Origin of the sequence: Trichocoleus sp. Lan (assembly GCF_039961855.1) — a bacterium.
Classification (GTDB): domain Bacteria; phylum Cyanobacteriota; class Cyanobacteriia; order Cyanobacteriales; family FACHB-T130; genus FACHB-T130.
On the sequence record NZ_JAMPKA010000008.1, the window covers coordinates 56234 to 73538 of the forward strand.

Genomic DNA, 17305 nt, shown 5'->3' on the forward strand with positions numbered 1-17305 from the left:
CAAGGTGCTGTTAAGAACCTCGTTCTAACCCGATTCCTATACCAGCAGCCTGCAAGAGTGACGGATTAGACATCTTATCATTTTTTAATGACGCCTAATATAAATCCCCGACGCCGGTCAAGGGACTGGTAAGGGACCCCAAGACATAGAGCCAGGACAAACAAATTGTAGGGGCTATCGTCAACACCAAGTCCAGACTGGGCTATGTTTTTAGCCGCTACTTTGAGAGCGAATGCTTCGCCCTATTGAGTTGTTGAATAAAGCGTCTTGCCGAACCCTGCGGTTATGCTTTTTATTATGAAGCTAAAAAAGCAGGCTTGAGAAGATAAAGTCATTGTTTTTTGATAGTTGTGCTGCTGACGCGCTGAGTTATTTTAGAAGTCTTGACTCTGTAGACACGCATCCAGCGTTATCCAGGTGTATGGCAAATACGCCCCTACAGAAGAGCTGCCCTATTTTATTGATGTTGTCGAATGATCAGGAGAACGACGTCACAGAGTGAGACGTTCGATGGTGTGGCGGGCATAATTGCCCCCGGTCGCCTAATCGCTTTCTCGCTCCCGTCCATTATTGCCCTCTCAGTTTACATGGCGACTTCTTCCCCGGTCGGAAGCACTAAAGAGCCAGTGTTAAAGGCACGGGAGAGCGAACAAAAAAGCCAGATAGCACCACCGACTGCCAAGCAGATACCTGTAGCCCCCCACAAGCTCCCCCCCAAAGGATTACAGTTTTATGCCGCTCTCAGCAGGCCCAACAAGTTGCCCAGTCAAGCGTTGCCTGTTGCAGCTCCCACTGGGAAACTTCAAAAATTATCGGCACCGGAATTGCCCCTAACCACACAGGCGTTGGTGCCTTCAGCATCGCCTCAGATTTCTCGGTTGGGTTATCAAGTTTCTATCAACGGTCGCACCTTGCCAGCCACTTGGAGTCAGTGGCGAGTGGGAAAGTCTGTCCGTACCGGAATTAGCGACGCTGGAATGAGTCAAACATTGGGGGTAGAGCTTTTAAATACTGGGGACGTCACCAGACAGCCGGTACAGTGGTTTTCCCAACCGGCAATGGAGCCGCTAATGTTGGCGACGCAGGCAGTGGGGTCGTATCGCTATCTAGATATTACCGATTTCGCCCAGAGAGCCGGTTGGCAGATGGAGGTAAAGGGCACCAAGCTCTTGATTTCCTCTAAGCCAGCGCAAGTGGCAGATATTCAACCAGCACTGCAACCGAGGGGTTCGCGCATGACGATCGAGATCGATCGTCCGACGCCGTGGCAAGTGAGAAAAGAGGGTGAAGAATTAGTCGTCACAATGGATGCAGTGGCTACTCCCGCTCTCCTCCAGCGTTTTTCTTCCGCTCCAGTACCGCTGCTACAGGCTCCGAAGCAAGGGAAGGTCGCAGAGAAGGACAGGGAAACAGAAGGAGAGATTCCCTCGATGGTTCCACTTCCCCATCGCTCGAAATTACCGACTCCAGTGGTGGAATCAATTCAGAACCAAACCCAAATCCGTATCAACATTCCAGCCGGTCTGTCTCCTCGCTTTTCCTCCCTACCCAACCCGAATCGATTGGTTATCGATTTTCTACCAGAGGCGATGGTAGAGCGAGATATTCTTTGGGCGAAAGGAATCCGCTGGAAACAGCAGTATGTGAGTTTGGGTTCTTCCCGATTTCCGGTGGTCGGACTGATATTGAATCCCCGTCTTCAGGGGGATGTCAACTTGCCCTTTTTTAAAATGAAACCGATCTGGAGCCATCGTTCCAAGATGGTGGGAGTCGCTCCCCTGAGCGAGACAGCCCAGATGTGGCACGCCTCGGCGGCAGTCAACGGGGGCTTTTTTAATCGCAAGAACCAGCTACCTTTAGGCGCAATTCGGCGGGATGGGCGCTGGTTATCCGGGCCGATTCTGAATCGAGGCGCAATCGCCTGGAATGATACGGGAGCGGTGAAAATTGGGCGTCTGGCGCTCCAAGAAACTTTAATCACCTCAACGGGTGCGCGTTTGCCGATTCTTTTCCTCAACAGTGGCTACGTCAAGGCAGGCATTTCCCGCTATACCCCGGAGTGGGGAGCAACCTACACGCCGCTCATTGATGATGAAATCATTGTCGTTGTCCAGAACAACCAAGTCACGAGCCTTCTACCCGGAGGGATTGCGGGTAAAACTGCCTTTCCCATTCCCCGCAATGGTTTCTTACTCACCCTACGCGCCAACCGAGGACCAGCCAGTTCTCTCCCGCTTGGTACGAAAGTATGGGTAGAGGGAGCTACTGTCCCTGCTGACTTTAACCGTTACCCGCACATTGTTGGTGCTGGTCCCCTTTTGTTGCAAAATCGGCAAATTGTGCTGAATGCCAAAGGCGAGCAATTTAGCGACGCTTTCGATAAGCAAGCCGCAATTCGCAGTGCAATTGGAACGACCGCAGACGGCAACCTAATGATTGTTGCCGTTCACAATCGCGTTGGTGGAACTGGGCCTACCTTGAGAGAAATGGCTGCCCTGATGCAAAAAATGGGTATCATTGACGCCCTCAACCTCGACGGTGGCAGCTCTACCAGCCTCTACTTAGGGGGGCAGCTCCTAGATCGCCCTCCCTCCAGTGCCGCCCGCGTTCACAACGGTCTTGGTATCTTCTTCCAGCCCACCCGGTAGTCGCTGATTTAGGATTTTTTTACGATTTAGCCAATTTGTCAACCGTTAAAACTTCTATGAAGACTTGATGTAGATTGCGAGGATTCAGTAGTTTACGGTTACAACAGCCTGGTTTGATTTGCTATGTTTGGCAAAGATTCCCTCAATGTGTCAGCGATCGCTCACTACAATTGTCCATTCTCAAAATGTATTCACCATGCTGACAAAGCAACGGTTTTAAGGAGAAACATCAATGGCTCAGGCGCAAGAAATTTCTCAAACTTCTGCCTTCCCTTTACCCAGTTCGATAGCCACCAACGGAATTGCTGCAACGGAATTGCGCCCTTGGGGTTCTTTCACGATTCTGGAAGAAGGGCGAGGCTACAAAATCAAGCGCATTGAAGTAAAGCCTGGTCACCGGCTCAGCCTGCAAATGCACTACCACCGTAGCGAACACTGGATCGTGGTTTCAGGCACAGCGAAGGTTGTTTGTGGCGAGCAAGAACTGACTCTTAGCAGCAATCAATCGACCTATGTTCCTCAATGCCATACTCATCGCCTAGAGAATCCTGGTGTCATTCCTCTGGTATTAATCGAGGTTCAGAATGGGGAATATTTAGGAGAAGATGACATTGTTCGTTTTCAAGATGACTACTCCCGCAGTCAGCAAAAAAAGTAGGCTAGGGTTCAAAGTTGGGTAGCTCGACGAGCGACTACCCAGTTTAAGTGTTTTTTTGAAATCAAATTTTCTAGGGCGTTCTTCCATAATCAGGTGGGAGTCGCCCTAAATTGTTTCCAAAGGGTATGCGATCGCGCCGCAGTCCAATTCTATCTTTCATTCATCTATTGCATTCCCACGGCTCTTGTCATTCCCGGACGAGCTAGGAGTCATCTAAAGCGAGACGAGTGTTTCTACTCAGTGAGACTTGTGAAACTGGACAAGTTTCCTGATTTCTCTTGCAGGGGTAGGGGTTGGGCGTTAAAACATCTAAGGCTGGCAAGCAAAACCAGAGCCTTGGGGACTAATCTAGAATAACTGCCAGAACACTGCATCTACCTCATGCTGGGAAAAACGCTCAGTGGTCGCTACCAAATTATCAAACACTTGGGAGGCGGGGGGTTTGGTCAAACTTACCTTGCCGAAGATCAGCAGCTACCGGGCAATCCACAATGTGTCGTTAAGCAACTCAAACCCAAGGCTAACGATTCATTAACGTTGGAGGTAGCTAGACGTTTATTCGATCGGGAAGTTCAAGTCCTCTATCGCTTAGGTAATCACAATCAAATTCCTCAACTTTTAGCTCATTTTGAGGAGGAGCAAGAGTTTTATTTAGTACAAGAATTCATCGAAGGGCACGAACTCAAGCAAGAATTACCTGTTGGGAAGCAACTGAGAGAGGACTTCGTCATTGTTCTTTTACAAGACCTCTTAGAAGTCTTAGCGTTTGTCCATCAGCAAGATGTCATCCACCGGGATATTAAACCGTCAAACTTAATTAGGCGCAAGCAGGATGGCAAATTAGTCTTAATTGATTTTGGAGCCGTTAAAGAAGTTGGCACTGAGACAGTCAGTTCTTCAGGAGAGACAACTTTAACGGTGGTAATTGGTTCCCCCGGTTATATGGCAAACGAACAACTCAGCGGTAAACCCCGATTCAGTAGCGATATTTATGCTGTAGGGATGCTGGGAATTCAAGCCCTTACCGGATTACCGCCATCTCAACTGCCAGAAGACTCCAGAAACAGTGAAATTTTATGGCGCGATCGCCTGCCAGTCGGGACGCGGTATTCTGTGCCCCTACTAGATGTTTTAGACAAGATGGTGCGCTATGACTACCGCCAACGCTACCAAACAGCAATAGAAGCGTTGCAGGCGCTCCAGCAGCTCAATACTGGCTTAGTAACGCAGCCGATGACACCCCCTCCTTATAACGTCAGGTCATCACCTACTGCTTCTTTGCTACCCGTCACGCAGACGCTGTCGATTCAAATCTCATCAGCAAGGCAACCGACAAGCCAAAATTCTTCTGTGGCGACATCGGTTATTCAGGAAGCACCACCAAAGTCTGAAGAAGAAGGGATTTCTACTATCCAAAACAAGGCTCCTGTACTAATAAGAATTGGCGCGGGTATTGCTACAGCTCTAGTTCTGACAGTCGGAATTTTCTATTTTCAAAGACCTCATACCATTGGAGAAAAACCACAAGAAATTGCTTTAGTCAACACCCTCCCCGGTCATGCAGGCGGCGTTACATCGATTGCAATTAGCCCGGATGGTCAGTTCCTTGTCAGTAGCAGTCTCGACCAGACGATTAAGATTAGAAACGTCCGCAGCAAAGAAATCATTCACACGCTGACCGGGCATTCAGGATATGTTTATTCTGTTGCCATCAGTTCGGATGGTCAGACCCTCGTGAGCGGGAGTGCCGATAAAACAATTAAGGTGTGGAACCTGCAAACAGGGAAACTGCTTCGCACCCTGAGGGGGCATTTAGGAAATGTGTATTCCGTTGCGATTAGCCGAGATGGACGAACCCTTGTTAGCGGGAGTCAGGACAAGACCATCAAAGTGTGGAACTTGCAAACAGGTGAATTGGTGCGATCGCTGATCGGGATCAAAGAAGGGCTAGATGAGGGCGTTCGGAATGTTGCCATTAGTCCAGATGGACAAACGCTGGTCAGTAGTAACGTTTATGACATCAATGTGTGGAATTTGGAAACGGGCGAACTGCGCCGCACCTTTGGGGGACATATCGAGGCAGTGAGGACGATCGCGATTAGCTCGAATGGTGAAACCTTAGCCAGTGGCAGTCCAGATGGAACTACAAAATTGTGGAATTTACAAACAGGCGAACTGCTGAATACGTTTCCTCATGGATCTCGATTGCCGAATGGCTCTTTTTCTGGGGGGGTGTATGCGGTTGCCCTTAGTCTAGATGGTCAGACGCTCTTTAGTGGCAGTGGTACTAGGGAAAACAGCCTAAAATTGTGGAATCGGCGGACTGGAGAATTGATTCGCACCCTGACGGGACATTCCAACACGATTTTCGCAATTGCGATTAGTCCGGATGGGCAGACGATTTATAGTAGTAGCCTGGATGGAACCATTAAGGTTTGGAGCGTGCCTTAAAGCGAGGAGCTTGGGGAAATAAGGGTAGAGAATCAAGGCTGAGGAAACAAGAGGGCGAAAAGCGATCGCGCTCATGCGAAGCGAGGGGTTAGCCTAGCGCTGACTTGTCAGTTCGCGTACTCTGTGGATTTCCCGATTCCCAAGGCTAAACTATCAGACAACTACACTGTACAAATGTCATGCTGGGAAAAACGCTCAGTGGTCGCTATTACATCGTCAAACACTTGGGAGGCGGGGGTTTTGGTCAAACTTACCTGGCTGAAGATTGGCAGCTACCCGGAAATCCACTGTGTGTTGTTAAGCAACTTAAACCCCAAGCTACCGACCCCTTAACTTTACAAGTATCACAGCGTTTATTCGATCGAGAAGCCCAAGTCCTCTACAAGCTGGGAAAACACGATCAAATTCCCCAACTTTTGGCTCATTTTGAACAAGAGCAAGAGTTCTATTTAGTACAAGAATTTATCGAAGGGCATGAACTCAAGCAAGAGTTACCTGTTGGTAAGCATCTGAGTGAAAATCAGGTAATGACCCTCTGTGGAGACATTTTAAAAATATTAGAATTTGTTCATCAGCAAGAGGTCATTCATCGCGATATCAAACCTTCAAATTTAATTAGGCGCAAACAAGATGGAAAGATCGTTTTAATTGACTTTGGGGCAGTTAAACAAGTTAGCGCTCAAAAAACTAACTCTGAAAGGAATACTACTTTAACGGTTGCGATTGGTTCGCCCGGTTACATGGCGAACGAACAACTCGGTGGCAAACCGCGATTTTGCAGCGATATCTATGCAGTGGGAATGATTGGTATCCAAGCAATTACAGGAATACCACCCAGCCAGTTACCAGAAGATCCGACAACCAGCGAGATGATTTGGCGGGATAAGGTACAAGTCAGCCAGCCGTTCGCCGATGTTTTAGACAAAATGGTGCGCTATGACCACCGTCAACGCTACCAAACAGCAACAGAAGCTTTGCAAGCACTTCAATGGGTTAATTCCCAAATGTCAACGGGGGCTTATCATGTGCCACCCACACAAACCCTAACGCCTCCAGCCGCCACGACTCAACCAATTGTCACTTCTACACTATTACCTCAAACCGACCCATCTCAGCCACAAACAATCCAGGATGCTGTTGCTGAGTTATCAACATCCTCGGTCGATACACCCATTAGCAATGCTGGTGTTGCGACTCCTCGAAATAAACCTCATTGGCTGATCGGAATTGGAGTCGGTCTTGCCACTGCTTTCGCGCTAACAGCGGGGATTTACTACTTTCCGAAACAAAATAATTCATCACCTTTATTACAAATTGCAAATAGTCCATCACCGTCGTTGCAACAACTTAATAATTCTTGGGATCGGGTAGAAAATATTGCTTTAGCCAATACTTTTATTGGAAATTCAAAAAATGTTTATTCGGTTGCGATTAGCCCGGATGGTCAAACCCTCGCAAGCGGTGGTGATGACAACACTATCAAGCTGTGGAATTTAGGGACGAGACAACAACTGCAAACCCTCAAAGGTCATTCAGACTGGGTTTATTCTATCGCCTTCAGCCCTGATGGGCAGAAGATAGCAAGTAGTAGTGGCGACGGAACCATTAAAGTGTGGAATTTGCAGTCTGGGCAACTACTGCAAACCCTCAAATCAGGGTCTGAAGATCGGGTTTATTCGATTGCGATTAGCCCAGATGGACAAACTCTCGCCAGTGGGAGTAAGGACAAGACAATCAAGCTGTGGAATCTGGGCACGGGGCAACTGAAAAATACTCTCAAGGGGCATTCAGGCTTTATTTTATCGGTTGCGATCGCTCAAAATGGACAAACCCTTGTCAGTGGCAGCGATGACAAAACAATCAAAGTGTGGAATCTGTCCACAGGTACCCTGATTAGCACCGTCTCTGAGCCTTCAAACAATGGTGTTCCTGCTGTCGCTATTAGCCCAGATGGTCAGATTCTCGCCACTAGCAACATTTCCGACAAAGTTTATCTATGGAATCTGCAAGAACTTTTGAAGGGTTGTAAAGGTGCACAGCCATGTAGCCCTACACGGACTATTTTTGCCCATAAAGACTATGTTAATTCGGTTGCTTTCAGTCCCGATGGGCAGACTCTCGCGAGTGGAAGTCGGGACAAGACAATCAAGCTGTGGAATCCACAAACAGGAGAGCTAAAAAGCCCGATTTCTAACCATTCAGGCGCTGTTAATTCTGTTACTTTTAGTCCTGATGGGAAAACCCTGGTCAGCAATGGTGAGGAAGGGAAAATCGAGGTTTGGCAATCGTCGCCCTAAAATATTGAGGATCTTGGGATAATTTTTCTAGAAAACCTAGAAAGCGATCGCCCTGAAACATTCACCACTTTTCTTGCAGTTTTTCTAAATCCTGGATAGTCAGACTCATGGGAACCTCCTTCTGCACCGAGCTGAGGCTACGGCTATCGTATCCTCAATCGCTAGACCTACAATTTGCCAAAATGGGATTGTGAACCATTCCACGAAACAATTGACTCAGCGCCCTATTTATCTCGATTGCCATGCAACGACACCTCTTGATGAGCGGGTGTTAGCGGCAATGCTGCCTTACTTTACCGAGCATTTTGGCAACCCTGCCAGTATTACCCATGTCTATGGCTGGGAAGCGGAAGCTGCTGTCAAACAAGCGAGAGCAATTTTGGCAGACGCGATTAACGCCACACCGGAAGAAATTGTCTTTACCAGCGGTGCGACGGAGGCAAATAATTTAGCAATTAAGGGCGTCGCGGAAGCTTATTTTCAAAAAGGACGCCACATTATTGCTGTAGAGACGGAACATAATGCGGTTCTCGATCCTTGTGATTATTTGCGATCGCTTGGTTTTGAGGTGACTTTCCTCCCCGTCCAAAGCGATGGACTTATTGATTTAACCCAGTTAGAGAAAGCGATTCGTCCGGACACGATTTTAGTTTCGGTGATGGCGGCGAATAACGAAATTGGGACTATACAGCCGTTGGCAGAAATTGGAGCAATTTGTCGCCAGCATCAGGTACTTTTCCATACGGATGCAGCCCAAGCAATTGCCAAAATTCCCCTAGATGTAGCGGCGATGAACATCGATCTGATGTCAATGACTGCCCATAAAGTCTATGGTCCGAAAGGAATCGGCGCTCTTTATGTCCGACGCCGCAACCCTAGAGTTCAAATGGCACCCCAAATGCATGGAGGCGGACATGAGCGGGGGATGCGCTCTGGTACTCTTTATACACCGCAAATTGTTGGGTTTGCTAAGGCAGTAGAACTCGGACTCACGGAAATGGAATCGCAGACGCAACGCCTCGTCCAGTTGCGGGAACGCCTATGGCAGCAACTGAGCGGTTTGACAGGGATTCATTTAAATGGACATCCGACCCAGCGATTACCAGGAAACCTTAATATCAGTGTCGAGGGTGTAGATGGAGCAGCGCTCTTGCTGGGATTGCAACCAGTAGTGGCAGTGTCTTCTGGATCGGCTTGTACCTCTGTCAAAGTGTCTCCCTCTCACGTTCTGACGGCGCTGGGACGCTCGGAACTTTTGGCTTATGCGTCGGTGCGGTTTGGGATTGGACGGCAGAATACCGCGGAGGAGATCGATCGAGTCGCACAGCACGCGATCGCGACGATTTCCAGTCTGCGTAGACAAGCTTCGATTGTCGGTTAAGCAACCAAATCTGCAAACTTAGGCTGAGAAAGTTCTGGCTAACGCCACTGCCAATCTAAGTTACGTCCGATCGGCGTAACAGCGCGATATAATACATCACAATAGAAGCAATTGCGGATCGAGGCTCCATCGGGTTGCCCCTCGTGTGAACCTGTCATGGTGGCGCTCGCGCAGCTAGCTTTTCTTTGAGACTTTCTGTTCATTCTTGGCAAAGTCCAGCGTTCAACCTTTTTGAAAAAGGATGGCACTGGCAACTTAAATTCATCGGGGAAGAGTTGACCCAGCTTGTCGGTTACTGATTCCAGTGACTATGGGCGATCGCACCTTTATTCTCTCTAGGTAGGGGCGGGTTTAGAATCTATCCCTGCTGTCATTGAACCAGAAGGTAAAACAAAACCGGCCCGTACAGAGTTGTTTCAGGCTGACACTGTTATTTTTTTTGAGCAAAAGTGAGAGTCACCTCGAAAGGATGAAGGATGTGGGGCGTAGACCGAAGGTCTTCTCGAAGAGCCGCTCTTCGTTGTACCTCGAAGGGTACGGAAGGATAAATGAATACATTCCATTCCGCCTTCTGCCAGTGAGCAACTTCCGCCTGTCTGTTGTGCTATCAGCTTGCTGCAAATTTTGAGGAAATTGAATGCCAAAGCAAATTATCATCGCAGAGCAGCATCGAATCGCTGCCGTATTTTGGGAAGATCAAATTCAAGAACTCGTCGTTGCGACTGGCAACCATCAAGTTGGAGACATTTATCTGGGCGTTGTTGAAAATGTCTTACCTGGGATAGATGCCGCCTTTGTAAACATTGGAGATACAGAGCGCAATGGCTTTATTCATGTTACTGACTTGGGTCCGTTGCGGCTAAAACGCTCTGCGGGTGCGATTACAGAACTGCTGACACCCCAGCAGAAAGTCTTGGTACAAGTGATGAAAGAGCCGACGGGCAACAAAGGCCCCCGGCTTACCGGAAACGTCAGCTTACCCGGACGCTATGTAGTGTTGATGCCCTTCGGACGGGGTGTAAGTCTGTCTCGGCAAATCAAGAGTGAGAGCGAACGCAACCGCCTAAGAGCGTTAGCGGTTCTGATTAAACCCGCAGGTATGGGGCTGATCGTGCGGACAGAAGCAGAAGGACGCTCGGAAGAAGCCATCATTGAAGATTTAGAGTCTCTGCAAAAACAGTGGGAGGCAATTCAGCAAGAGGTAAACTCCACCAGGGCACCAGCGCTGTTGAATCGAGACGATGATTTCATTCAGCGCGTCCTGCGAGATATGTACAGTGCGGAAGTCAATCGCATTGTGGTAGATTCCCACACGGGAGTCAAACGAGTTAAGCAATACTTACTTAGCTGGAGCGGAGGGCGATCGCCTGAAGGGGTTTTGATCGACCATCACCGCGAGCGTCTCCCGATTTTAGAATACTTCCGCGTCAATGCCGCGATTCGAGAAGCCCTCAAGCCCAGAGTTGATCTTCCTTCTGGTGGCTACATTATCATTCAACCGACGGAAGCATTGACGGTCATCGATGTTAACTCCGGTTCCTTTACCCGCTCCGCAACAGCCCGCGAAACAGTTCTTTGGACAAACAGCGAGGCAGCAACGGAAATTGCCCGCCAACTGCGGCTTCGGAATATCGCCGGTGTGATTATTGTTGACTTTATTGACATGGATCAGCGGCGAGACCAGCTGCAAGTGCTGGAACACTTTAACAAAGCACTGAAAGTAGATAAAGCAAGACCGCAGATTGCTCAACTCTCAGAACTCGGCTTAGTAGAACTGACCCGCAAGCGCCAAGGTCAAAATATTTACGAATTGTTTAGTCAGGCGTGCCCGACCTGCGGCGGCTTGGGGCATCAAGTTCGCCTTCCCGGTGAGCCTGCCCGAAATGGCGGGGAAATTTCCGAGCATTCTGTGCCAGTGCCTGTAAGGGAAGTCCGGACGGCACCTTATCGAAACGAACGAAACGAACGAAACGAACTTGGCGTCCGGGAAATGCCCCTCCCAGACATCCGTGAAAGTCGCAGCGAAGCCCTAGATTTAGCTGTTGATGATGATGATGATGATGACGCAATGGATTTGATGCATCATCCCAGTTATCAGGAACGGGGAGGAGTCAATAACAATAATCGCCGTCGTCGTCGCCGCCGTATTGGCGAACCTCCTGCAAGAGAGGAAATCACTAAAAATCCCGTTCGAGTCTCGACTTCTCCGCCACTAGTGAATCATTTCAGACAGAGTCCGGTGGCAGAACCAGAAGTATCGAGAGATACCGAGGTATTTACAGCAGCGCCATTGCCCGTTTTACCCGCTGTGGAAGAAGGTCGTCGGGCGTCAAGACCGGAGCGACCTAAACCTTCCAGGCAGGAAGTTGAACCGCCGGAGATTGTTTCGATTGAAATGACCCCAGAGCAACAAGATATCTATGCTTTAATGGGAATTTCTCCGTTGGTACTCCTGAATCGGCAGGTCAAAAATCCTAAATCAGCGATTGTTTCTGTCACCTTACCCGGAGAGTCTGCCCAAACTGCACATGCACCGTCTGTAGAACCAAGCAGGGAAGCTGTCAGCGTCATAGATAACATCATAGATAGGGATATTCCTGGCGTAGAGTCCGCGCTTGACGAGAAATTCTCTTATATATCCTCCGCCTACGAGGAAGATGAGATGAGAGATGGGGGAGATGAGACAACGGACGAGGAACCACCAACTCAGTTGGTGATGCCTGTGGTGATGTCCGAACCAGAAGCCCCTAGGGAAAAAGACACTGTGGAGAGTGCTTCTTCTGCATCCTCTAATGAAGCCGAAAGTAGCCCCGTGATAAACCGGCGGCGTCGTCGTCGGTCTTCTGCAACGGAGGCTTCTGAAGGCTGAAGGATGTTAGCGAAGCGGCGCTAACGCGCCGGATGAAGGATGAAACGAGAAAGACTGTAGGTATTTACCTAAAAATTCAGTTCCATACTGTTATGATTCATCCTTCATTCGTCAGAAGCTAAATTCTCAAGGAGTCAAAGATCGTGTCGCCGGAAGTGGAAAATGCCCCCGCCGTCGTAAAGCGAATCCGTAAACCGAATTTCAACCTAGCGGATCTGCCAGAGTTAGCTGGCGATTGGGAACTGGTTGCGGGTGTGGATGAAGTGGGGCGCGGAGCCTTATTTGGGCCGGTGGTGGCGGCGGCTGTAATTCTACCCAAGTCTGCTTTTGAGGAACTTGCAGCCGCTGGGGTTAGAGACAGCAAACAGCTGTCTAGCTATCGGCGCAGCAAACTGGCAGAACACATTCAAGCGATCGCGCTTGACTGGAAAATCGGCTATGCCAACAATCAGGAAATTGACCAGATCAACATCTTGCAGGCGTCGTTATTGGCGATGAAGCGGGCTGTCACTAAGCTAAAGGTGCAGCCGCAGATGTGTCTGGTTGATGGGAAGTGGTCGCTGCCAGACTTGGCGGTACCGCAACAGAATCTTGTGAAGGGTGATGAGCGATCGCTGGTCATTGCTGCGGCCAGCATTGTTGCCAAAGTGTGGCGCGACGACTTAATCATGCGTTTCGCCACCCAGTATCCTGCCTATCATTTAGCAGCTAATAAAGGTTACGGTACTGCTCCGCATCTCTTAGCTCTGCAACAATACGGTCCTTCGCGCTTGCATCGAATGTCTTTTAGTCCCTGTCGGGTGGGTAATCAATAAAAACAATTTACTGATGCCCTACTCCTGAGCAATTGAGTACAAGCGGGTTTATCCAAACATATTGCTGAGACAACAGATAAAACGAGCAAAACCGCTCTAATAATTTCAAAACTCAAAACTTTCGGAAGGCTGATTGCTAATTGCAGAGGACTGAGAATTAGTAGCGTTTGCCCACCGACGATAGTCTAAAAGTAACTGATGCATCAATCGTTGTTTGATAGTTAACAGTACACTTTTGAGTAGCGCATTTCCAGTCGCTTCTAAAAACGGCTTAGGGGTAAACAAAAAAGGCGGCGGCAGCTCTACTTTGACCTCTAAATCTGCTTTTCCTTTGAGATGAGTTGTTCCATTCAATTCGCACGGAGAAAGCTTACCAATTAAATTGAGAGCAAAGCGTTGGTTGATATATTCAACACCGCGCAGTTCGCAATTTGTAGATGTTAAATGAACTGTTCCATCCGACTCTGCCCATACTCTTAAATCCACAATTGGTTGAATGCTCAGGGTCATAAAGCTTAAGGGACGCATTTTCAAACGAAAAAGCTCGTCACTGAGTTGTTCAATTCGAGTCGGATCGACTAGAGCCTGCACAAGACGTTGGGGCTGGCGCAAATAATGCTGAATGGGAACAGGTTGTTCCGGAACAGCAATTTGAACAGATTGGGAGGCAACAAATTGAGTTTGCATGAGAGGATGGTAACAGAATGTAATTCTGTACGCTAAATTAAATTAATTTTACTTTACAGTTCTTAAAAAAGCGGACAGAATTTTTTCTGGAGCTAAAATCCGTCCTAGTAAAGAAGGCACTAACTAAAGCATTTTGTAATTATAAAAATTTATGAAGCAGATCTCCTCTTTCGGAGGCATAAGAAATAGACACTGGGATAGGGCATAAAGTAGCTCCACTCTATCCCTTGCGAGGGACAGCCTCGTTAGCACCGACTTTCTGAGAAAGGTAAAAAAGGTGTCAGAATGACTATCACGGAAAAATAAAGGGCTAGCTTTAATGGTCGTATCCGTTGCACACTTAGGACCTCCTGGCACTTACGCAGAAGCCGCTGCTTTGGCTTATGTTAGCTGGCTAACCCAGATGGGAAAGGAAGCGTTGTTATGTCCCTATCCCAGCATTGCTCAGACACTCCGAGCCGCAGCACAGGGACAAGTGGATCTAGCTGTGGTGCCGGTAGAAAATTCGGTTGAGGGCAGTGTTACGACAACGTTGGATACCCTGTGGCAGCTGGATACGCTGCAAATTCAACAAGCTTTGGTACTGCCAATTTCTCATGCTCTGATGTCACGAGCGCCGAATTTAGAGGCAATTCAGACGGTTTATTCTCACCCACAGGCTTTGGCTCAATGTCAGGGGTGGCTGGAGCGGTTTCTGCCGCAAGTGCAGCTGGTGCCGACAAATGCGACGACAGAGGCGCTACAGTATCTGGATGAGGACAAAACAGCGGGAGCGATCGCTTCCTCTAGAGCCGCTCAACTCTACAATCTACCGATTCTGGTTTGCCCGATTAATGATTATGTTGACAACTACACGCGGTTCTGGGTGCTGAGTTTACAACCCGCTACCGGAGGCAATTGTACTTCTCTGGCGTTCAGCGTTCCTGCCAATGTACCTGGGGCACTCGCCAAACTGCTTCAAGTGTTTGCCAGTCGTGACATTAACTTGAGTCGAATTGAATCTCGCCCGACGAAGCGGAGTCTTGGCGACTATCTGTTCTTTATTGACTTGGAAGCGAACACTACAGAGGCATCGGTTCAATCTGCCTTAGAAGAATTATCCACCTATACCGAAACGCTCAAAATCTTTGGTAGCTATTCAATTCTGCCGGTAGGGAAACTCTAGCCTTGGGACTGTAGTCTCTAAAACTCAAACCAGACGCTATATCGAGCGTCTCTACAAAATCCCAAACTTTTATGTTTCAATCTGCTCAAGGCATTCCCGGATTGCCCGATTTAACGCATCCGGCTGAGCTAATGAAATTTGGGGGGCAGGTACTGAGTACCTTCCTCATCATTGTGTTTCTAGTTGGTGCGTTGGGAATTGCGATCGCGCTGCTAAATTTCTCTCTCCGTCGAGATCAACCAGAACAAGCGCTTTTCATGGGTGAATGGGTGGTTCGCTACTCTCGATTATTGCGAAGTTTACCCCACGCTGCCTTGGTTTTAATTCTAATGGTGGGAGGATTTTTTCTTAGCTCAACTTTAGGCAATCGCTACCACCACTGGGAACAAGCACGGGTCGCTCAGGTAGCTGCCAGTGTTGCCGGTGACAGGCTAGAGCAACCTGCACCCCAAGTGCGCTATGTCCTCAAAGAGCCTTACACTTATACCACTCAAGTTGAGGGTAAAATCGTCAAAGTCAACGATACGCGAGAAGTTAGCCGTTTGCTAACTCTGAGCGAATCGCAAGTTCAGGTCAAAATTGACCAAAGCACAGATGCCCAAGATCGTCGCGCAATTTATCGCGTTGACTACAGTGCCGATTATAAAGTTACCAACCCGTTGACTGATATTAGCAATTTTTTCTTTGAAGTCCCGCCGCCTGCCGGTTACTCACTGCTGCAAAGCTATAAGGTAGAGCGGGACGGGACTCGGCTTCAGCAAGCGAATCCCGGTGACTATGGTTTTCCATTCCGTCTCGAACCTGGACAAGTAGCTAGTTTTAAAGTCAGCTATAAAGCTCAAGGCGGGCCGCGCTGGGTTTATAGTGCCACCGGGCAATTACTCTCCAATTTCCGCCTCACCGCGCTGGCGAACTTCCCTGGAGCGGATTTTGCTAGTGGGATTATCCCCACAGAAAGTAAGGTTGAGGGACAAGGCACTCGATTCACCTGGGTATTTGACGACAACGTTTCAGTCCAAAATCCATTTGGTGTCTTTACTTCGACTGGCCCAATTCGCAACACAGGTATCCTTCCCCGGTTGCTGTTACTCGCACCAGCCGTATTCTTGTGGTGGATATTATTGCTTTATATGTCGCTACCGATGAGCCTCAGAAATGTAGCGATCGCTGGCGGAATTTTCTTCGCTTGTCTGCTAACTTTGACTTATCTTAGCCGCCTGATTGATGTCAAGGTAGCTTGGACTCTCATCTCTATCGTCTTACTAGCCTTGGCGTGGGGATTGGGGTCAAACCGCCGTGCGTCTCTTGCGGCCGTCATTTGCACGATTGCTGGTGCGGTTGTGCCAGTCTTGGGACTCGTCGTTCCTTACACGGGACTTACTCTCAGCGTAGCCGCTCTCTTGGGCGCTGTCTGGCTTGCAGTTCGTCACTGGTATGGCTGGTATGACTTGCGAGCAGATGCTCGTGTTTAGTCCTTAGTCATTAGTTCTGAATCAGTGATTAGCGAGGCTTTTTGCACTGAACTAATCATTGAAGACTAATGACTAACAACTAATGAAACTTACTGGAGTGCATCTTTGAGGACTGTACGAGCCGCGAGGTGATTGCGAGTAGACGTGAGAATTTCGGCTTCGCGCTCTAGGCGGGTTGTCGTATCTTGCATTTCCAGAAGGGCTTGCTGTTCAGATGCCACCCCGTAAAGATTGCTGGCAACCCAGTAGGATAATTCTCTGGGGAGGGTAGGCAAGTCTTCTGGTAGCTCCATGTCTTGGTCGGTCAACTTGGATGAGAGACGTACCACATCTCTGAGCAGTTGTTCAACCTCAGAGGCTAAGGTTCTGAGGTCTTTTTCTGGTGGATGGTCTTCAATCCATTCCACCAAACCGACGCGATAAGGCTTTTCGCGGACGTACTCTAAGACCCTAAACCGCTGCTGTCCCAAGGTCAAGATTTTCATTCGGTCATCGGGAAGACGCTGGAAGTGGATAATTTCAGCGCAGCATCCCACGGCAGCTGGTTTACTTTGAACTGGGTCCCACATCAAAACCCCAAAACGGCGATCGCTTTCCAGAATCGTGTTCATCATGATTCGGTAGCGAAATTCAAAAATATGTAGCGGTAAAGGTCTCCCTGGAAATAGCACCACTTCGGGCAGTGGAAACAGGGGGAGTTCTCGAACTGCGATTGAGGAAGAGGATGCCATTGTCCCTATACTTGCTGTACGTGCGATTCTTTACTTACTTTAACCGATCTCTTTCCTAGAATCCCAACGACGAAGCCCTTTAGAGGTATCTCTAAAGGGCTTCGTCGAATGCAGACTCACAAGAGCGTGTA

General features: G+C 48.6%; 11 protein-coding genes. 9 read left to right on the forward strand and 2 right to left on the reverse strand.

What is annotated here, in order from left to right; genetic code table 11:
* Positions 1-473 precede the first annotated feature (473 nt).
* The 7 genes from NDA03_RS09175 to NDA03_RS09205 all read left to right on the forward strand — a co-directional run bounded on the left by NDA03_RS09175 (position 474) and on the right by NDA03_RS09205 (position 13119).
* Positions 474-2648 carry a phosphodiester glycosidase family protein gene (locus NDA03_RS09175; protein WP_348237873.1) on the forward strand — a complete coding sequence of 725 codons (2175 nt, stop codon included), beginning with the start codon at positions 474-476 and terminating at the stop codon, positions 2646-2648.
* 232 nt (positions 2649-2880) lie between these two features.
* Entirely contained in the window at positions 2881-3306 is a 426-nt protein-coding gene (locus NDA03_RS09180) for a phosphomannose isomerase type II C-terminal cupin domain (RefSeq protein WP_190415385.1), read from the forward strand.
* 381 nt (positions 3307-3687) lie between these two features.
* The gene (locus tag NDA03_RS09185) at positions 3688-5757 is read left to right on the forward strand and encodes a serine/threonine-protein kinase (RefSeq protein ID WP_348237874.1); all 2070 of its coding nucleotides are present in this window, start codon (positions 3688-3690) and stop codon (positions 5755-5757) included.
* A 179-nt stretch (positions 5758-5936) separates the two neighbouring features.
* On the forward strand, positions 5937-8054 hold the full coding sequence (locus tag NDA03_RS09190) for a serine/threonine-protein kinase (protein WP_190415389.1): 2118 nt from the start codon (positions 5937-5939) through the stop codon (positions 8052-8054).
* A gap of 211 nt (positions 8055-8265) precedes the next feature.
* A complete protein-coding gene (locus NDA03_RS09195; RefSeq protein ID WP_190415391.1) occupies positions 8266-9435 on the forward strand; it encodes an IscS subfamily cysteine desulfurase in 1170 nt (389 codons plus the stop codon).
* 637 nt (positions 9436-10072) lie between these two features.
* A complete protein-coding gene (locus NDA03_RS09200; protein WP_348237875.1) occupies positions 10073-12304 on the forward strand; it encodes an Rne/Rng family ribonuclease in 2232 nt (743 codons plus the stop codon).
* Positions 12305-12519: 215 nt separating this feature from the next.
* The gene (locus NDA03_RS09205; protein ID WP_199299825.1) at positions 12520-13119 is read left to right on the forward strand and encodes a ribonuclease HII; all 600 of its coding nucleotides are present in this window, start codon (positions 12520-12522) and stop codon (positions 13117-13119) included.
* Positions 13120-13224: 105 nt separating this feature from the next.
* On the opposite strand, the gene NDA03_RS09210 is transcribed toward NDA03_RS09205, so the two are convergent.
* Positions 13225-13806: a DUF1997 domain-containing protein gene (locus NDA03_RS09210; RefSeq protein ID WP_190415395.1), complete on the reverse strand. Its 582-nt coding sequence runs from the start codon at positions 13804-13806 to the stop codon at positions 13225-13227.
* A 319-nt stretch (positions 13807-14125) separates the two neighbouring features.
* On the opposite strand from NDA03_RS09210, the gene pheA reads away from it, so the two are divergent.
* Complete coding sequence (pheA, locus tag NDA03_RS09215; RefSeq protein ID WP_190441043.1) at positions 14126-14971, forward strand: prephenate dehydratase; 846 nt, start codon at positions 14126-14128, stop codon at positions 14969-14971.
* Between the two features lie 71 nt (positions 14972-15042).
* A complete protein-coding gene (locus NDA03_RS09220) occupies positions 15043-16443 on the forward strand; it encodes a hypothetical protein (RefSeq protein WP_348237876.1) in 1401 nt (466 codons plus the stop codon).
* 89 nt (positions 16444-16532) lie between these two features.
* Here NDA03_RS09220 and NDA03_RS09225 read toward each other — a convergent pair whose 3' ends face one another.
* Positions 16533-17174: an LON peptidase substrate-binding domain-containing protein gene (locus NDA03_RS09225; RefSeq protein WP_190415401.1), complete on the reverse strand. Its 642-nt coding sequence runs from the start codon at positions 17172-17174 to the stop codon at positions 16533-16535.
* Positions 17175-17305: the final 131 nt, after the last annotated feature.